The following is a 17,719-nucleotide window of genomic DNA, read 5'->3' as shown; positions in this document are numbered from 1 at the left end:
GTGCGCAGCGAAAAGTCCTAGGAATAGCGACCCCTTGTGGTTAAACGAACAGTGCCATATAAACTGTGGTTTAGATCATGGGGCGGGTGAAGGAGAATGATGAGTAGATTCAATCAAGCACAGGAAAGAGCGACCGCAGCCCTCATGGACGCACTGCGCCAGTGGGTGGGGGTCAAAGACTGCGAACTCGGTGAAATATTAGTAGCCGGCACCCCATGCCCAGAATTTCACTGGGCCTTTAACCTCAACGAGATTAGCGTAACGATAAGCCGTACTGGCAGCTATGTATTCCAGGCGATATTTGTCAACGAAATAGATAGCCAAGAAGAGTATGAAGAGATTGACCAGATTCGGACCGCTCTTACTCAGCACGGAGCCATTGATCCTACGCTCGCCCTCAGCGACCACCAGCGCAGTCAAGCCCTGCATGCCCGCCGATATATGGCAGTACAAGGCGCCCCCGAGCCCTTAAGGACGTGGGTCCACGAGCTGTTCGACGCGCTTATAACCTTCCACATGCCCATAGAACCAGCGATTAGAATCTCTGATTTCATTGAATTACACATGCGGAGAGGAACTGATTACTATCTGCTCGGTATCGTAAAAAACGATAAATATATCCTGGAATACGAAAACGCTCATGGTGAAATCACTGGCTGGCAGGAATCAGATCCTAAGAAAATGCTCGAAAGACTATTAGCTTTGGATCTAATCGTCCCCCTATAAATTTGCGGCGGGGAAGGATGGCTCAGCTTAATCAAAAGGATCTGTGTGTGGGCTACGCCGCGATGCATGGGGTGACGGATCCCCGCTACCTAGCTAGGGAGCGAAACGCCTCGAGATTACAAGAATCAGTACGACCATACTGAGGGCGCTGTTACGCAGCGGTGTCGCTACGTAAGACTTTCCGCTGCTAGTGAGAGCGTCGTGTTCGGTGCTTAGGACATGAGCCTTCGACAGCTCGTAATTGCCAACAGGCCTCGATACACTGTGGCTATGCCTACATGGAAAGAAATTCTCGACCATAACCCCAACCACTCCGAGCAGTACGCCCAGCGCTGGTATCGATTCCAAGCGGAGGGCCGCGATATCGTTGGTGAAGCACGTTTAATTGATGCGCTCGCGCCCAGGGGGGCGAAAATCCTCGACGCCGGCTGCGGAACAGGCCGGATAGGTGGATACCTCTCCCAGCAGGGTCACCATGTTGTAGGCACAGATCTCGATCCCGTGCTCATTGATTATGCTCGCAAGGATTACCCCGAGGCGCGGTGGGAGGTCGGGGACTTATGCGTTGATCCACTCCCGGGTGACAATTACGATCTAATTGTCTCAGCCGGCAATGTGATGGGCTTCCTGCCACCTGAGGGAAGGTTGCCTGCTTTGAAGAATATCGCGCGAGTGTTGAGCGCGAACGGTCGCGCTGTTATTGGGTTTGGAATCGGCCGTGGCTGGCTCTTTCCCCACTTTCTCGAGATGGCACGCGAAGCTGGTTTTAAAGAGTCACTGCTGCTAGAGAGTTGGGATGGACGACCTTTCGAAGCCGATTCTGAATTTTTAGTTGCCGTTCTAGAAAAGCCCTAAAATATTTACCCGCATGCCAGAAGTTTGGCACGCGGGTAAATTTTTTAGTAAACGGTGAAGCCGAGTTGTCTAAAGACGTCTCGAGTCTTCTCCACTGACTCTGGTGTGGGAGGTTTGACCCCCTCGAGGGTGTACTTCATCCCCATGCTCTTCCACTTATCTTCACCCATATTGTGGAAGGGCAAGACCTCAATGCGCTCGATATTGTCCTTCCATTTGCTCACAATATCGGCGACTGCCTGGATATTCTCCTCGGAATCAGTGAGTCCTGGAACAAGGACGAATCGTATCCACACTTTCTTACCGAGGGCGTTGAGGCGATCGCCAAATTCCAAGGTGGGTTGCAGAATGCGCCCTGTAACCTCATGGTAGACCTCCGGGATACCGCTTTTAACGTCAAGGAGCACGAGATCGATATTTTCAAGATCGTCGTCGCTCAGACGTGAGCCAAGGAAGCCTGAGGTATCGATGCAGGTGTGAATGCCGGCATCATGAACCTCTTTGAGCACTCGCCTGGTAAAGGCGATTTGGAAGAGGGGCTCGCCGCCGGAAATGGTCAGCCCGCCGCCGCTGGCCCGGAAGACGGTGGAATAGCGCTTGATTTTGCGCACAATATCCTCGACCTTCTCGAGGGTCCCTTCCTTCATCTCCATGGTGTCGGGGTTGTGACAGTATTGGCAGCGTAGTGGACAACCCGAGAGGAAGAGTGTCATGCGGGTGCCAGGGCCGTCGACGGCGGTGACAAGCTCCCAGGAGTGAACGAGGCCGATATCGCCAGTGCGACGGGCGGCAATGAGTTCGGGGCGTTCGATGGTGAGGTCGATGCCTGCACCGATACCCTGGGCAACACCGCGAATACGCGGGCCCGAGCCAGGGGCGAGAGTTACAGTGGTGTTAATTCCATCAGCCATAGTAAAAGTTCACGTCCTCGAAAGAAGTATAAGAAAACGCGCGAAAGCTGCAAATTATCAGTTTTCGCGCGTCCGAAGATCTACGCTCTATTTAAGCGTTGTGGTGGAAGGTACGCGAGAGAACGTCGCGCTGCTGCTCCTTGGTGAGCTTCACGAAGTTCACAGCATAACCGGACACACGAACGGTTAGGTTCGGGTACTTCTCTGGGTGCTCCATAGCATCTTCTAGGGTAGCGCGGTCGAGCACGTTGATATTGGCGTGGTAGAGGCCAGAGCCCATATTGTTGCGGGAACGGGCAGCTTTCATATCAGCCATGCGCTCTTCGAAGGATTTTGCAGACATTGGGTAGAACCTTTCTGAAACTAAGTAGTTGTATATGCACCTCAAATATTTGAGGATTTTTCCTGCTTGGGGCCCATCTTAGTCGAAGATGAGCCCCAATTTCTAGACTTTTAGTCTGGAATATGGCCTACCCGTTTGGGCAGGAAGTATCCATGATAAAGCCAGCGTCGAGGATGCCAACCAAGTTCGCAACCTGCTCTTCCTTGGTACGGCCCAAGCCGGAAGGAGTGATCGTATTGGTCAGCGAAATGCCGTCAAGGGCGTCCTCATAATCCAGCTTGCCCACCGAGAGCATGGAAGCAACCATACCGTGGGAGTCGAGGCTGTTCTCTGGGTTAGCGCCCGGTGCAAATGGGGTACCAGCCTTGTGGCCGGATGGGAATGCACCAGTAGCCTTGCCGTAGACCACATTCGAGGTGATGGTCAGCACCGACTGGGTAGGAATGGCGTCGCGGTAGAGTGGGATCTCTTTGATCTTGCTCATCACGGTGTGCACGATGGTGGCCGCAATATCGTCGGCGCGATCGTCGTCATTGCCGTAGATCGGGAAGTCGCCCTCGGTGACGTAGTCGACGATGAGACCTGTTTCGTCGCGAACGGGAGTGACCTTGGCGTACTTAATGGCGGCTAGGGAGTCTGCCACGATGGACAGGCCAGCAATGCCGCAGCCCATGGTACGAATGATCTCAGAGTCGTGCAGTGCCATCTCGATGGACTCGTAAGCGTAGCGGTCATGGCAGTAGTGGATGATATTGAGGGCTTCCACATAGGTGCCAACAACCCAGTCCAGCATGGCCTCGTACTTATTCCACACATCGTCGAAATCGAGTGGGCCATCGCCCTGAACAGGCTCATATCCTTCAACGATCTGCTTGCCAGTCACCTCGTCACGGCCGCCATTGATGGCGTAGAGGAGGGACTTGGCAGCGTTGACGCGAGCGCCGAAGAACTGCATTTGCTTACCAACCGCCATCGGGGATACACAGCAGGCAATGGCTGCGTCATCGCCCCAGCGATCACGAATCTGCTTATCGGACTCGTACTGTACTGAGGAGGTCTCGATGGAGATTGCCGAGCAGAATTCCTTATAACCGTTAGGCAGGTTCGGATCCCAGAAGATGGTGATATTAGGCTCTGGTGCTGGCCCGAGGTTGCGCAAGGTTTGGAGCAGACGGAAGGAGGTCTTGGTGACCATGGGGCGACCATCTTCGGCGAAACCAGCATCGGACCAGGTTGCCCAATAAGGGTCGCCCGAGAAGATCTGATCATAATCGATGGTGCGCAGGAAGCGGACGATGCGAAGTTTAATAACCAGAGCATCGATAATTTCCTGAGCGTCAGCCTCGGTAATCAATCCACTCTTGAGATCGCGCTCGAAGTAGACATCGAGGAAGGCAGACAGGCGTCCGATGGACATAGCGGCGCCATCCTGGCTCTTCACAGAGGCGAGGTAGGCGAAGTAGGTCCACTGCACGGCTTCTTTAGCGGTGGTCGCGGGGCCTGAAATATCAAAACCATAAGACTGTGCCATGGTCTTGAGCTTTTCGAGGGCGCGAATTTGCTCCTGGTGCTCCTCGCGGTAGCGTGCCCAGTGCTCAGAGAAATCTGCACCATTGACAGAATCCTTTGCGGCCTTCTTCTCATTAATGAGGAAGTCCACACCGTAGAGGGCTACACGGCGGTAATCGCCAATAATGCGGCCGCGACCGTAGGCATCGGGTAAGCCGGTAATGATATGGGAAGATCGAGCCGCGCGAATGCGAGGAGTGTAGATATCGAAGACCGCCTGGTTGTGGGTCTTGCGGTATTTCGTGAAGATTTCCTTGACGCGCTCATCTGGCTCAAGCCCAGCCTCGCGAATGGCCGTCTCAACCATGCGCCATCCGCCGTTAGGCATCATGGCGCGCTTGAGTGGGGTGTCGGTCTGCAGACCGACGATAACGTCATCGTCTTCGCTGATATAGCCAGCTTTGAAGGCGTCGATATCCGCGGGGGTTTCGGTATCAACGTCGTAGACGCGCTTCGCGCGCTCCACTTTGAGGTAGTTATTTTCTAGTTGATCCCAGACGCGGAGAGTTTTTTCGGTGGGGCCTGCAAGGAATGAGGCGTCACCTTCGTAGGGGGTGTAGTTTTCGAGGATGAAATTGCGAACGTCAATATTTGTTTGCCAATTTCCGGGTGCAAAATCCTGCCAAGCAGTGGTGCTCACGAGTAGTCTTTGACCTTTCTGCATATATTAATTTTCTAAGTCGACTGTAGTGCTGAGGAATAATCCCTAAAGTTCTCGGCGCCCCTGGATGGTCGAAGTATGACCTCGACGTGCACCGCTTTCGGCATGCCGCTTTTCAGCAGGCACGCTGTTCCTCAACGTCCTTACCTTCAACCAATCTACCCGTTCTAATAAGAATTTCCATAGATTCAATGTGTGGGCTTATTGACAAATAAGCCCGCTCGGACTTTTAGCAGTTCAGGGGCAGTTAGGGTTATAACCCGAAAATGTGCAGTTTTCGCCGCTATTGAAACTGGTTTTATAGAACTTAGGGGGTGGTAAATCGGGAAAAAGGGGGTGAAAGTAGCAGGTTTTACCGAACTTATCTAATCGGGTAGGGGGTGTGGAGCCCCCGATTGTGGGGCGTGTATACGGCGAGCCTATTGGGGGTGATAGGGGGTATTTTCTCTGTGATATAAATGCGGTAGATGGGGGATAATCGGGGGTGCTTAGTGGGTAAAATCACAAGGTGATCCCCGGTCCATCATCTGTACCATCGACATTTATGATCCCCCACCAACCACCCCACCTTCTCGTGAATGCCGCACAGCTAAGTGCCGCCGGCACCGTTGATCCCCGTACCGTAGAACTTCGGATCCCAGCCATTGCATTCCTCGATGGGGGTGATGTGCTGCTCTTATGTGATAGCAGATTGCCGGCTGACGACGACACCGGACTTGGCGGCGCGATGCCTAGCGATTTACCAAATCCCAATTCGCTCATTATCGGTCGCGGTACTATCGATGGACCTATTGAATACGAGATCTTCCGTTCCGGATCCACTCATCCACGTCAGGGATTCTCTGATCCCGCCATCATTGTGGATGGTGTTAACCTCGCAGTAGTGTATGCGCGCAGTCATACGGTGGGATTCTTCGGCTCTCAAGGCCGTGACAGCGACCAGGTTTTGCACAGTGAAATTGCGATCTCCCACGATTGTGGACGCACCTTTAGAACCCACTGTCTCACAGATATGGTTGTCGGCGATTATGCAGGGGCTTTTGTGACCTCTGGGCATGCGGTAGTCAACCAGGGGCACTGGATTCTTCCCGTCGTTATGCGCGACCACCAGGGCAGAACGTGGCATCGCGCACTGATTAGCCACGATAAAGGTGACACGTGGAGTGTGGGAGAGGTTATCGGCGACGATATGGATGAAACCTGCTACGGCGTTCACTTAGGCCAGTTATATCTCTCCGCGCGCCGTACCTCAGCCTATGAAACAGGGGAGCTTGGCCGCTATAGGGCAATCAGTTCCGATTATGGGCGCAGCTGGAATACTATTGGTTTTTCCTCCACGCCCCCGGCTGCAGCCTGCAATGCCAGCTTCGTCGATACGCCTCACGGCCTCGTCTTCGCCTACAGCGGAGCAGGGCGACAGGACGGTTTCTTAGAGATCGTCGACCCCCACACCTACTCAGACCCCACCCAGCCTATCTCGCAGAAACCGCCTCTGCGATTCCACACAGGGCCGTGCGGGTATATCGATCTTGCCTACCATGACGGTTATCTGGTGGTGGTCTATGAGGTCCTCGGCGAGATCTGGATGTGCAGCTTTCGGTGCTAGGAACTAGCCGGCTCTTTGTCGGACACGCGGCTATAGACCGAGTTCCACCCTTTGCACAGCTGGGGGCCGTAATAAGCCCACGCGTGCACCCCGCTGTGTTCAATATCAGTTTCAGGCTGTGGGAGGCCCAGTTCGCGCATGCGCTTGATAAGGATGCGGGTCGAGCGATAGGCTGCTTTTTCCAAAACCACCGCACCTGGTAGTTCATAGCGAGGATGGCCGCGGTGCAGCCTGATATCCTCATCCGAGATACGACCATTAGCGGTAAAAAGATAAACCGGAAGTGCTCCGAGCCCGTGAGGATGATCCGCAATATCTGCGGCCAAGCGTCGCTTTGTCATCCCATGACCCCAAATATTATCGGGTTCCGCCCCCACGCAGCGCACAATGGCTAGAACCATTCCACGTCCGAGAACCCCAGACGTGGAATAGCAGCCTGAGAGACCAATAACACCGTGGAAAATATCGGGATGACGGGCCGCAATTCGTACGGCTCCAGCGGCTCCCATAGACAATCCGCCGATAATATGGTGTCCGTTAGCTTTAATACCATTGAGAGGATCTTCTATAATGGGGAGCAGTTCTTTGCTGATAAAAGACTCCCATTGGTGGCGGCCCACAACTGGATCGTCGTGCACCCAGTCCTCGTAGAGGGAACCAGGTGCCTGGGTAGGCATGACCACCGTGGCATTAGTGGTGGCGAGGAACTGCGAGAGCTGACCTTCGCGAAGCCAACCAGACTCCTTGGGGGCCGATACCCCATCAAGTAGCACGAGGGTGGGAGCGGGGCTATCGCTATCACGCGGGCGTACCACCTGAACCTCGACGACGCGCCGCATACTCGGACTGCCGATTGACCACCGTTCGACCCCCTCGTGCTGAGGATCTGGGCTGATGCCTACGAGGGTGGCTGCGGCAAAATCCTGGCGAGGTGGAGTTTCGTCGAGCATATAGGAATAAATGGCAGGAATTCTGCGCCAGATTAGGGGCGTGGATTGAACCACTGCAAGGGCCAGCGGAATCAGCGCATCAGCGATGGGGCTGTTGAAAATTCGTTGCATCCGCCGTCCGAATACGTCATCGGCTCCAGCGCTATCCGGCATCGTGACCTCATCTATCCGTAGCTTTAACATAGCTTTTATATAAAGGGAAAGCGGCACCAGGGCTATCACTCCTAGCCCTAATGTCGCGAGTGCGCTAACAGTATAGCGCCAATAAGGGCCATGTGCGTTACCGGAAACCGGCCTGTTTCTTATGCACATGATCCCAAAGATCGTATGCCTAGGAGTACAGCTTTAGGAATAAACTGAGGTCGGCCGATGGCCAAATATGGCTGTTCCTAGCCGCACAATAGTGGATCCTTCGGCAATGGCCCAGCGAAAATCACTGCTCATCCCCATCGATAATTCCTTCAGTTCAACCCCATCGGGTATAACGCACAGGAGTCGATCACGCAGCAGCCGCAGGCGCTCGAAAGCCCCTCGGACAACCTGCTCCGACGGAGAATAAGGAGCAATTGTCATCAGTCCGCGAATATGCAGGCGTTCGAGCGGAGCAATGTCGGCCATTATCGCTTCAGCGTCGCTCGGGTGAATTCCACTTTTAGATTCCTCGCCCGAAGTATTGACCTGAATGAGTACATCGAGATGCCGATCGAAGTGCAGAAGGCGTTTATTTAAAGCCTGGGCTAAGCGCACAGAATCGAGTGAATGCAGCCTGGTGGCATACTGGGCAACCTCGCGCGCTTTATTGCGCTGGACAGGGCCGATAATATTCCACTGCAAACCCGGGAGTGCTTGGGCTTTGGATGCCATCTCTAAGGGACGATTCTCCCCAAATTCCTTGATGCCCGCTGCAACGGCGAGTTTAATTATCTCAATATCGAAGGTTTTTGAGACGGCCAAAAGTTGGATATCGGGGCCATCGCTGCGACCGTAATCAGACGCGGCGGCGCTGATCTCCTTTTTCAGAGCCATATAGCGGGTGTGAATATCGTCTGGACTCATAGGGTGCTCGGGAATTGAAATAGACATCATGAATAAAGTGTAATCGCTAGAGGGTGGTGTGCTCGCTGTACGCTGCCTAAAACCCTGCCTACAATTGACGGCATGAACGCAACAAGCACCCAACCCATGCGGTATTTTGGTCATACCATCATTGACCACCGACTCGAGGTACCGTGGGATCCTAGCGACAAAGATTCTGATACTTTCACTCTTTTTGCTCGTGAGATCTACGCCGATGAAAATCTTCCCGCTATGGTGTATTTCCAAGGTGGACCAGGTTTTCCTGCGCCGCGGCCGGTATCAGCGTCGGGTTGGCTGAGCTTTATGTTGAAACACTATCGCCTAATCCTGCTGGATCAACGCGGCACCGGGTATTCGCATCGGATCGACGCTGCTAGTGATCCCCGCGATCGAACCTTCGAGCGTCTCGTATTGTTGCGGCAAGAAAATATTATCGCTGATGCTGAGGCGCTCCGAGAATATCTTGGCATTGATCAGTGGAGTGTCATGGGGCAGAGCTACGGTGGTTTTTGTATACATAGCTATTATTCCCTGCACCCCGAGGTCATTGACAAGGCCTACCTCACTGGTGGAATTCCAGCAATCCACCACTGCGCTGATGAAGTTTATACCCATACCTACCGCAAGCTAGCGCAGCGGCATAAGGAATTCTACCGGCATATCCCTTGGGCTGAGAGCCGGATTCGAGAGATCGCTTATCACCTTGATAACTCCGAGGAGATCTTGCCCACCGGGGAACGCTTGAGTTCGCGTCGCTTTCGAACTATTGGGATAAACCTAGGCCGCGGGAGCGGTTTTATGGATCTGGCGTGGCTGCTGGAAGAACCCTTCTACATAGTTAGAGGAGAGAAGCGGCTCCGCCGCGATGTCCTCGATCGGATCTCTGCACAGGTAAGTTTCGAACAGGGTCCGCTCTATGGAGCTATTCACGAGTCCATTTATGCCGGAGTCGGCGGATTAGGAGCCACGAAATGGTCAGCGGAGCGAATGCGGAATCTTATAGACGGTTTCGCCGAGGATCTCGACCCCATTACAGCAGAGAATTACTATCTGACGGGCGAGCATATCTATCCGTGGCAATTTGATGAGGATCCAGCTTTACAGCCCTTTAAGGAGGCCGCGGAGAAACTGGCCCACCACGAATTTACGCATTCTCCCTATAACCCCGAGATCCTTGCCGGTGCATCGCGCATGGCCGCAGCTGTGTACGTGGATGACATCTTCGTCCCTTTTGAATTATCCCTAGCTACAGCACATACCTTAGGAGATATGAGGATGCATATGACGAATTATTACCAGCACGATGGTCTGCGTGAAGACGGAGCAAAAATTCTCGAAATTCTGCACCGCAAATTGCTCGATCATTAGAAATATAAGGTCTCGTTTGAAAAGAAGTCCAATTTCTCATACTATCGACCTCACCGCGCCCATCCGCGCCGCGGTGAGCATTATATATTGAGCGCTGCAGCCCACCCATAGCCAAAAAGTGCCGATTCCCATCAGTTAATTAGAGAAGGATTATGGTTTTGGCTGCACCCGAAGCCCGCCGCGCACAGGCGATCGTTCTGATATTTCCGGCCTTTATTGTTCTCGGCTCCATCGTGGCTCTCATTTTTCCAGCCCCTTTCGTCCCGATTACCGGATATATAAACTATTTTCTCATGGTGATTATGTTCGCCATGGGTCTCACCCTGAGCATTCCCGATTTCAAACAGGTCATGCTCAGACCACTACCGATTATCATCGGGGTTATCGCGCAATTTGTCATAATGCCTCTTTTGGCTTTAGCGGTTGGACGCGCCCTTAACCTTGACCCCGCCCTGGCCGTCGGGCTGCTCATGCTTGGCTCCGTACCTGGCGGAACCTCTTCCAATGTCATTGCCTTCCTTGCTCGCGGCGATGTCGCGCTATCAGTGGCAATGACCTCGGTGTCCACTCTTATTTCGCCGATCATGACCCCGCTGATTATGCTCTTGCTTGCCAATGCTCATACTGGGGTCAATGCCACCGGGATGGCGTGGGCCTTGGTGCAAACGGTGCTTATTCCAGTGGTATTGGGTTTGGTTATTAATCGAATTGCTCCCCATTTAGTGGCGCGTATCGTGGGATTTTTACCGTGGATCTCTATCTTCCTCATCGGGACGGTGGTCTTCGGGGTGGTGGGAAAAAACGCTGATAATTTAGCTACGGTTGGTTTGATTGTTTTCCTCAGCGTTCTCATTCATAACGCTTTGGGTTATCTACTGGGATACCTCACCGGCCGAATCACGGGACTATCGAGAGCACAGCGCCGCACTGTCGCTACCGAGGTTGCCACCCAATCTGCCGGTCTCAGCTCTGGTATGTCCGCGCAATTCTTCAGCCCCGAAGCTGCCCTACCCGGCGCGGTGGCGGCAGTATGGCACAATATTTCCGGCGCCTTCTTTGTGGCATTATGCCGCCGTCGAGATATAACCCACCTATAAAATGAAAGCATAAGATAAAGGCCACGATGGAAAATCGTGGCCTTTAGTGATTTAAGCGTGGCGGATGAGGTCGGGGACCGCGTCAATGAGCGCCTGCGTATAGGCGCTCTGGGGAGTACTCAGTACGTCTGACACGGGACCCGACTCCACAATATGGCCTTTATTCATCACCAGGACATCGGTGCACACGCTTCGCACCACGTGGATATCATGGGATACAAAAATCAGGGTGAGTCCTAATTGATCAACCAAAGAATCGAGCAGCTCGAGGACTTTCTTGCGAACGCTAACATCGAGCGCGGAGACGGGTTCGTCGGCAAGCAGGATATCAGGACGAGGAGCCAGGGCGCGGGCTAATGACAAACGTTGCCGCTGGCCGCCCGAGAATTCGTGCGGATAGCGATCCATCATCTCGGGATCAAGACCCACCTCGTGAAGAACTTCTCGTATTCGGGCATCATCTCGACGAGGAAGAGTCTCGGAAATGATATCGCGTATCTTCATTCGCGGATTAAGGGAGCCCATGGGATCCTGAAAGACCATCTGTATGCAACCCGTGGTGGACAGAGCCCCGGACGTTGGCTTTTCTAATCCAGCCAACAGTTTGAGTGTGGTTGTCTTCCCAGAACCAGAACCACCAACAATACCTAAACGCTGCCCACGGTAAACCGTGAAATCAATATCGTCGACCGCAAGGCTACGGCGTCCAAAGCGCTTTGACACACCGCGCATATCAGCCACGATCTCATCGGATACTTTAGGTTTGCGAGCCTGCGGGAGGATAGACGCTGAGACCAGCATCTGAGTATAGGGATGCTGTGGCTGGCGTAGCACCTGATCGGTGGTGCCTGTCTCCACAATTGTCCCCTTGTGCATGACGAGGATGCGCTCGCAGGTCGAGGCCACCAACCCGAGGTCGTGGGTGATAAAGAGCAGTGAGGTGCCACGTTCACGCACCAGCTTCATAATGAGCTCAATAATCGCCCGCTGGCTGGTGACGTCCAATGCTGTGGTCGGCTCATCGCAGATCAGTAGCTCTGGATCGTGCGCAAGCGCCATGGCAATAAGAACACGCTGACGCTGACCGCCGGAGAGCTCGTGCGGATAACGTCCTAGTAATTCACTATCTAGTTCTACTTTGGCTAAGAGCGCCGCTGCCTTGCGGTCGGCGTTGGTGCGCGAAACCTTTTTGTGGATCCGCACCGCTTCGGAGACTTGCGCCCGAATAGTCATCAGAGGATTAAGCGCCGTCATGGGTTCCTGGAAAATCATGGCGACTTTCTTCCCCCGTAACCCGCACAAAGCCTGCTCCGAGAGCTGATCGAGCCGGGTTCCATCCAGGCTGATGGCGCCAGTTGAATCGATCAGACGCATAATGCTTAAAGCAGTGAGTGTTTTACCGGAGCCTGATTCTCCGATCAAACCAACGCGTTCGCCCCTGCCAATTTCGAAGCTGATGGCGTCGATGACGCCATGGGTTCTCAATTCTTCGACTTTTAGCATTACAGAGCCGCCTTTCTATTAAAACGGGGATCTATAACATCGCGGAGGCCGTCGCCTAAGAGGTTGAACCCGAGCACCGTCAACGCGATGGATAGCCCCGGCCACAGGGCAAGACTAGGAGCGGTTGCCAGCGAGGACTGTGCAGTCTGCAACATTCTTCCCCAACTAGGATCAGGGGGAGGAGTGCCTAAACCGAGGAAGCTCAGTCCTGCCTCCGCCAAGATGGCTAGCGCAAAGGAGACAGAGGCTTGAACGATAATCACACCCAAGATATTGGGCAGCACATGGCGGTAGGCAATATATATGTTGGACTTCTGTGCAGTTCGCGCTGCTGCCACATATTCGCGCCCCATTACCGATAGCGCCGCCGCCCGGGATACGCGAGCGAAGGCAGGGATTGAGGCGATACCAATGGCGACCATAGCAGTGATTGTGGTGGCGCCAAAGATTGCGGTGGCAATGATTGTGAGCAGCAGGCCGGGGAAGGCCAGTAGGAGATCTGAGGCGCGCATGATGATGGTTTCCGCCAGGCCTCGGCGCATCGCAGCCCAGATCCCCAAGGGCACACCACATAATAAGGCCACTGCTACCGCAACGACACCCACCAGCAAAGTGATACGTGCGCCTACCATGATCTGGGAAAAGACATCCCGCCCGAAGCGATCGGTGCCCATGATGTGGGCAAAAGAGCTTGATTGTAGCCGTGCATTGGGATGAGCTTGTAAGGGATCGTAGGGAGTCCACACCAGTGAGATGAGAGCAAGAATGACCACGCAACCGATAATGGCTCCACCGATCATGGCGGTGGGGGGAAGTTTCCGCAACATTTAGACACTCCTTCGGGTGCGGGGGTCAACCAGGGCATAGGTGACATCAACAAGGGCATTAACCACAACCGCGAAGATCACCAAGATCATCACAATTGTTTGAACCGTAGGAAGATCGCGGTTAGTCACAGCGGTGAGGAGTAAGGAACCCAAACCTGGGATCACGAAAACCTTCTCGATGACCACCGCGCCGATAAGAAGCGAGGTAAGTTGCAAACCCAAGACCGTTATCACGGGCAAGGCTGCATTGCGTAGGCCGTGAGCTCGCAATGCCTGCGCGGGGCTTAAGCCCTTAGCTCTCGCGGTGCGCATGAAATTCTCGTTCATAACCTCCAAAATGGCGCCTCGAATATAGCGGGTCATAATGGCGCCTTGAACAAGGCCCAGGGAAATAACGGGAAGGATGAGATGCGAAAGGAATCCCCCAAAATCCTGATTAGGCACCTCCCAGCCATTGGCTGGGACCCAATCAAGCCGGATGGCGAAGGTGGCCACTAAGAGGATCGCAGCGAGAAAAGAGGGGACCGCAATACCCACTTGGCTTAGAGCGGTAATGATCACTCCGTCGAGATTGTGGGCGCGGTAGCTAGCCCACATACCTAGTGGGATCGCGATACACAGGGACACAACCATCGCGCAGATAACTAAGATCATGCTGACCTGAAGGCGATCAAATATCTGGGTAGAAATATCGGTGCCCGAGGTGAGCGAGATCCCCAGATCTCCTCGTAAAAGCCCCCCAATCCATTGGGCATATTGGATCCACATGGGTTGATCAATACCCATCTTCGCCTCTAGATCAGCTACCGATTCCGCCGTGGCGGTGACACCCAGGGCGATCTCAGCCGGATTACCAGGGATAATACGCAAGGCGATGAAGATAACCACACTGGCGATAAATAGTGTGAGCGCATAGCGGATCAGAGCGTTAACTATTCGCATGCTTGGTCTCCTTGGGTGGAAATATCGGCAAGCAGGAGTCCATCTGCCACCGAATTAATTGGGATACCGCACACTCCTTGGCGAGTCACCACCACGAGCGGCAAATTATAAAGAGTATCTGCTGGGGCCTGCGCCATGATTTCGGCGGCGACGTCTTTCATCATCGATGGGTACTCAGTCGCGGGCGCTTGGTCTGCGGCCTCGAGGAGATTTTGAACCTTCTTGTCGTTATAGCCTAAGTAATAGTCGGGATTGCCGAAGATATTGGGGATATCGCGCGGTTCAACATGCGCAATGAGCGACATATCATAATCTTTAGCCTTATAAACTTTCGCTAACCACACCGCTGGAAACTCGGTGGATTCGATGGTGACCTTAAAGCCAATATCGGTCAGTTGAGAGTAGAGTAATTCGCTCGCAGCTTGGGCGTAGGGCAAAGAGGGGACCGAGATCGTAATCGGAGTGCCTTGAGCGTTGGCCTCTTTCATGAGCGCCTGGGCTTTTTCCAGGTCATAGTGATAGCTGGAGGTGCCGGTGTACCACGGATCGGTGGGAGCGACAGGAGTGCCACCAGTATCGGTGCCGTAGCCCTCCCAGGTGGTATCGATAACGGCTTGGCGGTCGATCCCATACATCACCGCTTGGCGTACCCGGATATCGTTAAAAGGTGCCCGGGCATTATTCATGCTGAGTAGAGCTTCGCCGTTGGTGGTACCAACCTCAACGGATAGATTCTTATCAGCCCTTAAACTATCGAGCAGCTCTGGGGATTGGATGCCGATGGCGGCATCGATATTATTACTGCGCACCGCGTTGGTAAGAGCGATTGCATCGGTGAAATAGCGAAAGACTGCTCGGGAATTCTTTGGGGGATCCCCCCAATAATCTTCACGCGCATCCAAGCTTAAGGACGTTCCCACGGACCACCGGTCGAGGGTGTAGGGGCCGGTACCGACGGGTGATTCCGCGAGGTTGTCTACCCCATTCGGGCTCATCATGGCGCCGACGAGGGTACCCATGGCCCATAGCCAGGTATTCGAGGGACGTTCGAGAGTGACTTTGAGCGTGAGCGGGTCGATGACCTCTACTGAGTCCACGACATCCATTTGCTTTTTCAATCCATTCGACCAAGCATCACCAAGGACCCGTTCGATTGAAAAGCGGGCGGTTTCGGCATTAAAACTATCACCATTAGAGAAGGTGACACCCTCGCGGAGATAAAAGATATATTCGGTACCATCGGGGGACTTATCCCAGGATTGGGCTAAGAGGGGCTCAATGTCCCCCTCCTGATTAATGCGAACGAGACCTTCATAGATATTGCCCATGAGGGCTTGAGGAATCGCCGCGCCGCCGGTGGTCGTGAAGTCAAGACTCGCAGGGGCGGCGGAGACTCCAACGGTTACGGCGTTGGAGTCTGAGAGCTGTTCGTGCACGCTTTGGCTGGCGGTACTGCCCGCAGAGCAACCAGATAGAAAAATTCCGGCTCCCGCGATGCTAGCAAGCGCGATGCGAGTGTTATTGGACATGGTTCAAGAGTAGTGGTTTGCGCGTGTAAAAAAAATTTTCACACACACTTAAATCCCCCCGTATGGACACTAAAGTCAAGATTAAAGAGACGGTATTTGAGGGAGGGGATCCACATCAAGAATCGACCCTCCTCGCCGGGGGTGTGACGCCCCCAATGACAGGCGTGGTTTCAGCCTCGGAACTGGCAGTTCTGCATCGGTATTGAGATGATTGCCATGAGGGTAGACAGGAAGAAACCGGACTGGCCTACGCGGTAGAAGTTATGTCCGGTTCTTATTTAGTTTTCACAATTCTTTTTCGAAAATTGTGAGCACTCATACTTTCACTGAATAAGTATTAGTGATTATTTAATATTACTGGGTTTGGATATTCTCGTATGCCTTCTTAATGGCGGCACGAGATCGCTCAGGATTGAAAAGATCTAGAAATAATCCAATGGTTAGAGCCACCAGAGCGGGAATCAACCACCCAAAATTGACTTCCTGAAGTGGAGCGGAGCTTAATAAATCAGGCATGACGGTTGTGGTAAAACTCCATGCCGCCACCGTCCACACGGCAAAGCGGAAACTATAAAAGAGCGGTAAAGGCAGGAAATGACCGAAGAAGGTCAGGGCCACCACCGTAATAGCAATGGGGTACAGGAAAATGATAATCGGGACAGCAAGAGCTAATACCGTTTCCAATCCTGTGGTGGCAATCACGCAGGAAATAACGGCAAATCCCGTCAACCAGTAGTGATAACGCACCGCTGGAACCAGAGACTGAAAGAATTCACTGGTTGCAGCCAACAACCCAGTAGCAGTGGTCATACACGCCAAAACCACAATGCCTCCGAAAACAACCTGGCCTTGGAAGTTAAGGACTCGCAGCGCGGCAGCAGATAATAGGGCAGCACCTTCGGGATAGCTTTGGCTGTCTTCTAAGTGGAGGCCGATATAGGCCAGTCCGAAATAAATAATTGCCAAGAGCAGCCCCGCAACTAAGGCGGCTACCGTGGTGGATTTATGAACGGGAATTGAGGTGCCCGCCGTCGAGCGCTTGACAGCGGAAATAACCAAGATGCCGAATGCGAGGGCGGCCACGGAATCCATAGTCATATAGCCAGCAAATAAACCGGTAGCCAGCGGGGAGGTTTCGTAATCCGGCAGTGGGCTAGGGGAAGGGTTCTTGAGTTTAAAAAAGCTCATCACAATCAACACGGTGAGGAGGAGCAAGAGAGCGGGAGTCAAAATGGCACCCAAGCGATTCACCAAATTGCCAGGCCTAAAGGCTAATGCATAACAAATAACAAAGAAGAGCACGCTAAAAAACAAGGAAGCACTCGTTGAAGTCCATCCCGTGATGGGGCTAATAGCCACGGAATAAGCCACGGCAGCGGTACGCGGAATACCGAATAAAGCGCCAATTGCTAAGTACACGGCAACAGAGAAGGTAACGGCGAAGATCTTGCCGGCACGCGCTGGCAACGAGCGAATATCATGCCCCGATAACCCCATGGTGATGACGGTAATAATGGGCAAGGCCACAGAACCGAGAAGAAAACCAATAATCGCGGGTGTGAAATTAGCGCCTGCGCCAGCCCCCAGAACGGGCGGGAAAATGAGGTTTCCAGCGCCGAAGAACATCGAAAAGAGCATAAGCGCGATGGGGGCTAAGATCCGTGGGCTCAGTATCGAGGCACTGCCGGATTTCTTAATCACGGTGGGTTGAGAAGACATAGGTAGCGGGAGCTTTCCTTAAATTAATCGTTAAAG

Annotated in this window: 15 protein-coding genes; 5 read left to right on the top strand and 10 right to left on the bottom strand. The window is 53.4% G+C overall.

Features of this window, described 5'->3' with window-relative positions:
- The first annotated feature begins 99 nt into the window (after positions 1-99).
- Both NXS13_RS08255 and NXS13_RS08250 read left to right on the top strand, forming a co-directional pair.
- Complete coding sequence (locus tag NXS13_RS08255; protein ID WP_259079821.1) at positions 100-726, top strand: hypothetical protein; 627 nt, start codon at positions 100-102, stop codon at positions 724-726.
- A gap of 270 nt (positions 727-996) precedes the next feature.
- Positions 997-1,581 carry a bifunctional 2-polyprenyl-6-hydroxyphenol methylase/3-demethylubiquinol 3-O-methyltransferase UbiG gene (locus NXS13_RS08250; protein WP_259079822.1) on the top strand — a complete coding sequence of 195 codons (585 nt, stop codon included), beginning with the start codon at positions 997-999 and terminating at the stop codon, positions 1,579-1,581.
- A gap of 44 nt (positions 1,582-1,625) precedes the next feature.
- Here NXS13_RS08250 and pflA read toward each other — a convergent pair whose 3' ends face one another.
- The 3 genes from pflA to NXS13_RS08235 form a co-directional block, all read right to left on the bottom strand.
- Positions 1,626-2,492 (bottom strand): pyruvate formate-lyase-activating protein, encoded by an 867-nt coding sequence (pflA, locus tag NXS13_RS08245; protein WP_259079828.1) that lies wholly within the window; start codon positions 2,490-2,492, stop codon positions 1,626-1,628.
- Between the two features lie 91 nt (positions 2,493-2,583).
- Entirely contained in the window at positions 2,584-2,835 is a 252-nt protein-coding gene (grcA2, locus tag NXS13_RS08240; protein ID WP_259079829.1) for an autonomous glycyl radical cofactor GrcA2, read from the bottom strand.
- A gap of 127 nt (positions 2,836-2,962) precedes the next feature.
- Positions 2,963-5,044 (bottom strand): pyruvate formate lyase family protein, encoded by a 2,082-nt coding sequence (locus tag NXS13_RS08235; RefSeq protein ID WP_259079833.1) that lies wholly within the window; start codon positions 5,042-5,044, stop codon positions 2,963-2,965.
- A 565-nt stretch (positions 5,045-5,609) separates the two neighbouring features.
- Here NXS13_RS08235 and NXS13_RS08230 point away from each other — a divergent pair.
- Positions 5,610-6,671, top strand: coding sequence for a sialidase family protein (locus NXS13_RS08230; protein ID WP_259158669.1), 1,062 nt, complete (start codon positions 5,610-5,612; stop codon positions 6,669-6,671).
- Here NXS13_RS08230 and NXS13_RS08225 read toward each other — a convergent pair.
- Together NXS13_RS08225 and NXS13_RS08220 are read right to left on the bottom strand one after the other, a co-directional pair.
- Positions 6,668-7,804, bottom strand: coding sequence for an alpha/beta hydrolase family protein (locus NXS13_RS08225; protein WP_259289613.1), 1,137 nt, complete (start codon positions 7,802-7,804; stop codon positions 6,668-6,670). The genes NXS13_RS08230 and NXS13_RS08225 overlap by 4 nt on opposite strands.
- Before the next feature lie 162 nt (positions 7,805-7,966).
- Complete coding sequence (locus NXS13_RS08220; RefSeq protein WP_259079838.1) at positions 7,967-8,707, bottom strand: YggS family pyridoxal phosphate-dependent enzyme; 741 nt, start codon at positions 8,705-8,707, stop codon at positions 7,967-7,969.
- A 72-nt stretch (positions 8,708-8,779) separates the two neighbouring features.
- Between NXS13_RS08220 and NXS13_RS08215 the strand changes: the two genes are divergently transcribed.
- Positions 8,780-10,066: an alpha/beta hydrolase gene (locus tag NXS13_RS08215; protein WP_259158672.1), complete on the top strand. Its 1,287-nt coding sequence runs from the start codon at positions 8,780-8,782 to the stop codon at positions 10,064-10,066.
- A gap of 158 nt (positions 10,067-10,224) precedes the next feature.
- Entirely contained in the window at positions 10,225-11,163 is a 939-nt protein-coding gene (locus tag NXS13_RS08210) for a bile acid:sodium symporter family protein (protein WP_259158673.1), read from the top strand.
- 51 nt (positions 11,164-11,214) lie between these two features.
- Here the strand turns inward: NXS13_RS08210 and NXS13_RS08205 are convergent, their stop codons facing one another.
- From NXS13_RS08205 to brnQ, 5 genes are all read right to left on the bottom strand, one after another.
- A complete protein-coding gene (locus NXS13_RS08205; protein ID WP_259158674.1) occupies positions 11,215-12,666 on the bottom strand; it encodes an ABC transporter ATP-binding protein in 1,452 nt (483 codons plus the stop codon).
- Positions 12,666-13,493 carry an ABC transporter permease gene (locus NXS13_RS08200; RefSeq protein ID WP_259079844.1) on the bottom strand — a complete coding sequence of 276 codons (828 nt, stop codon included), beginning with the start codon at positions 13,491-13,493 and terminating at the stop codon, positions 12,666-12,668. The genes NXS13_RS08205 and NXS13_RS08200 overlap by 1 nt, the downstream gene beginning before the upstream one ends.
- Positions 13,494-14,435 (bottom strand): ABC transporter permease, encoded by a 942-nt coding sequence (locus tag NXS13_RS08195; RefSeq protein WP_259079846.1) that lies wholly within the window; start codon positions 14,433-14,435, stop codon positions 13,494-13,496.
- Complete coding sequence (locus NXS13_RS08190; protein WP_259289612.1) at positions 14,426-15,964, bottom strand: ABC transporter substrate-binding protein; 1,539 nt, start codon at positions 15,962-15,964, stop codon at positions 14,426-14,428. Before NXS13_RS08190 ends, NXS13_RS08195 begins: the two co-directional genes overlap by 10 nt.
- 354 nt (positions 15,965-16,318) lie before the next feature.
- The gene (gene brnQ / locus NXS13_RS08185; protein WP_259289611.1) at positions 16,319-17,683 is read right to left on the bottom strand and encodes a branched-chain amino acid transport system II carrier protein; all 1,365 of its coding nucleotides are present in this window, start codon (positions 17,681-17,683) and stop codon (positions 16,319-16,321) included.
- Positions 17,684-17,719 lie beyond the last annotated feature (36 nt).

The sequence above is a fragment of the Corynebacterium sp. ES2730-CONJ genome (assembly GCF_024834055.1).
Taxonomy (GTDB): Bacteria; Actinomycetota; Actinomycetes; order Mycobacteriales; family Mycobacteriaceae; genus Corynebacterium.
The sequence above is the reverse complement of the archived record's forward strand: the minus strand, read 5'-3'. Positions and strand labels throughout refer to the sequence as shown.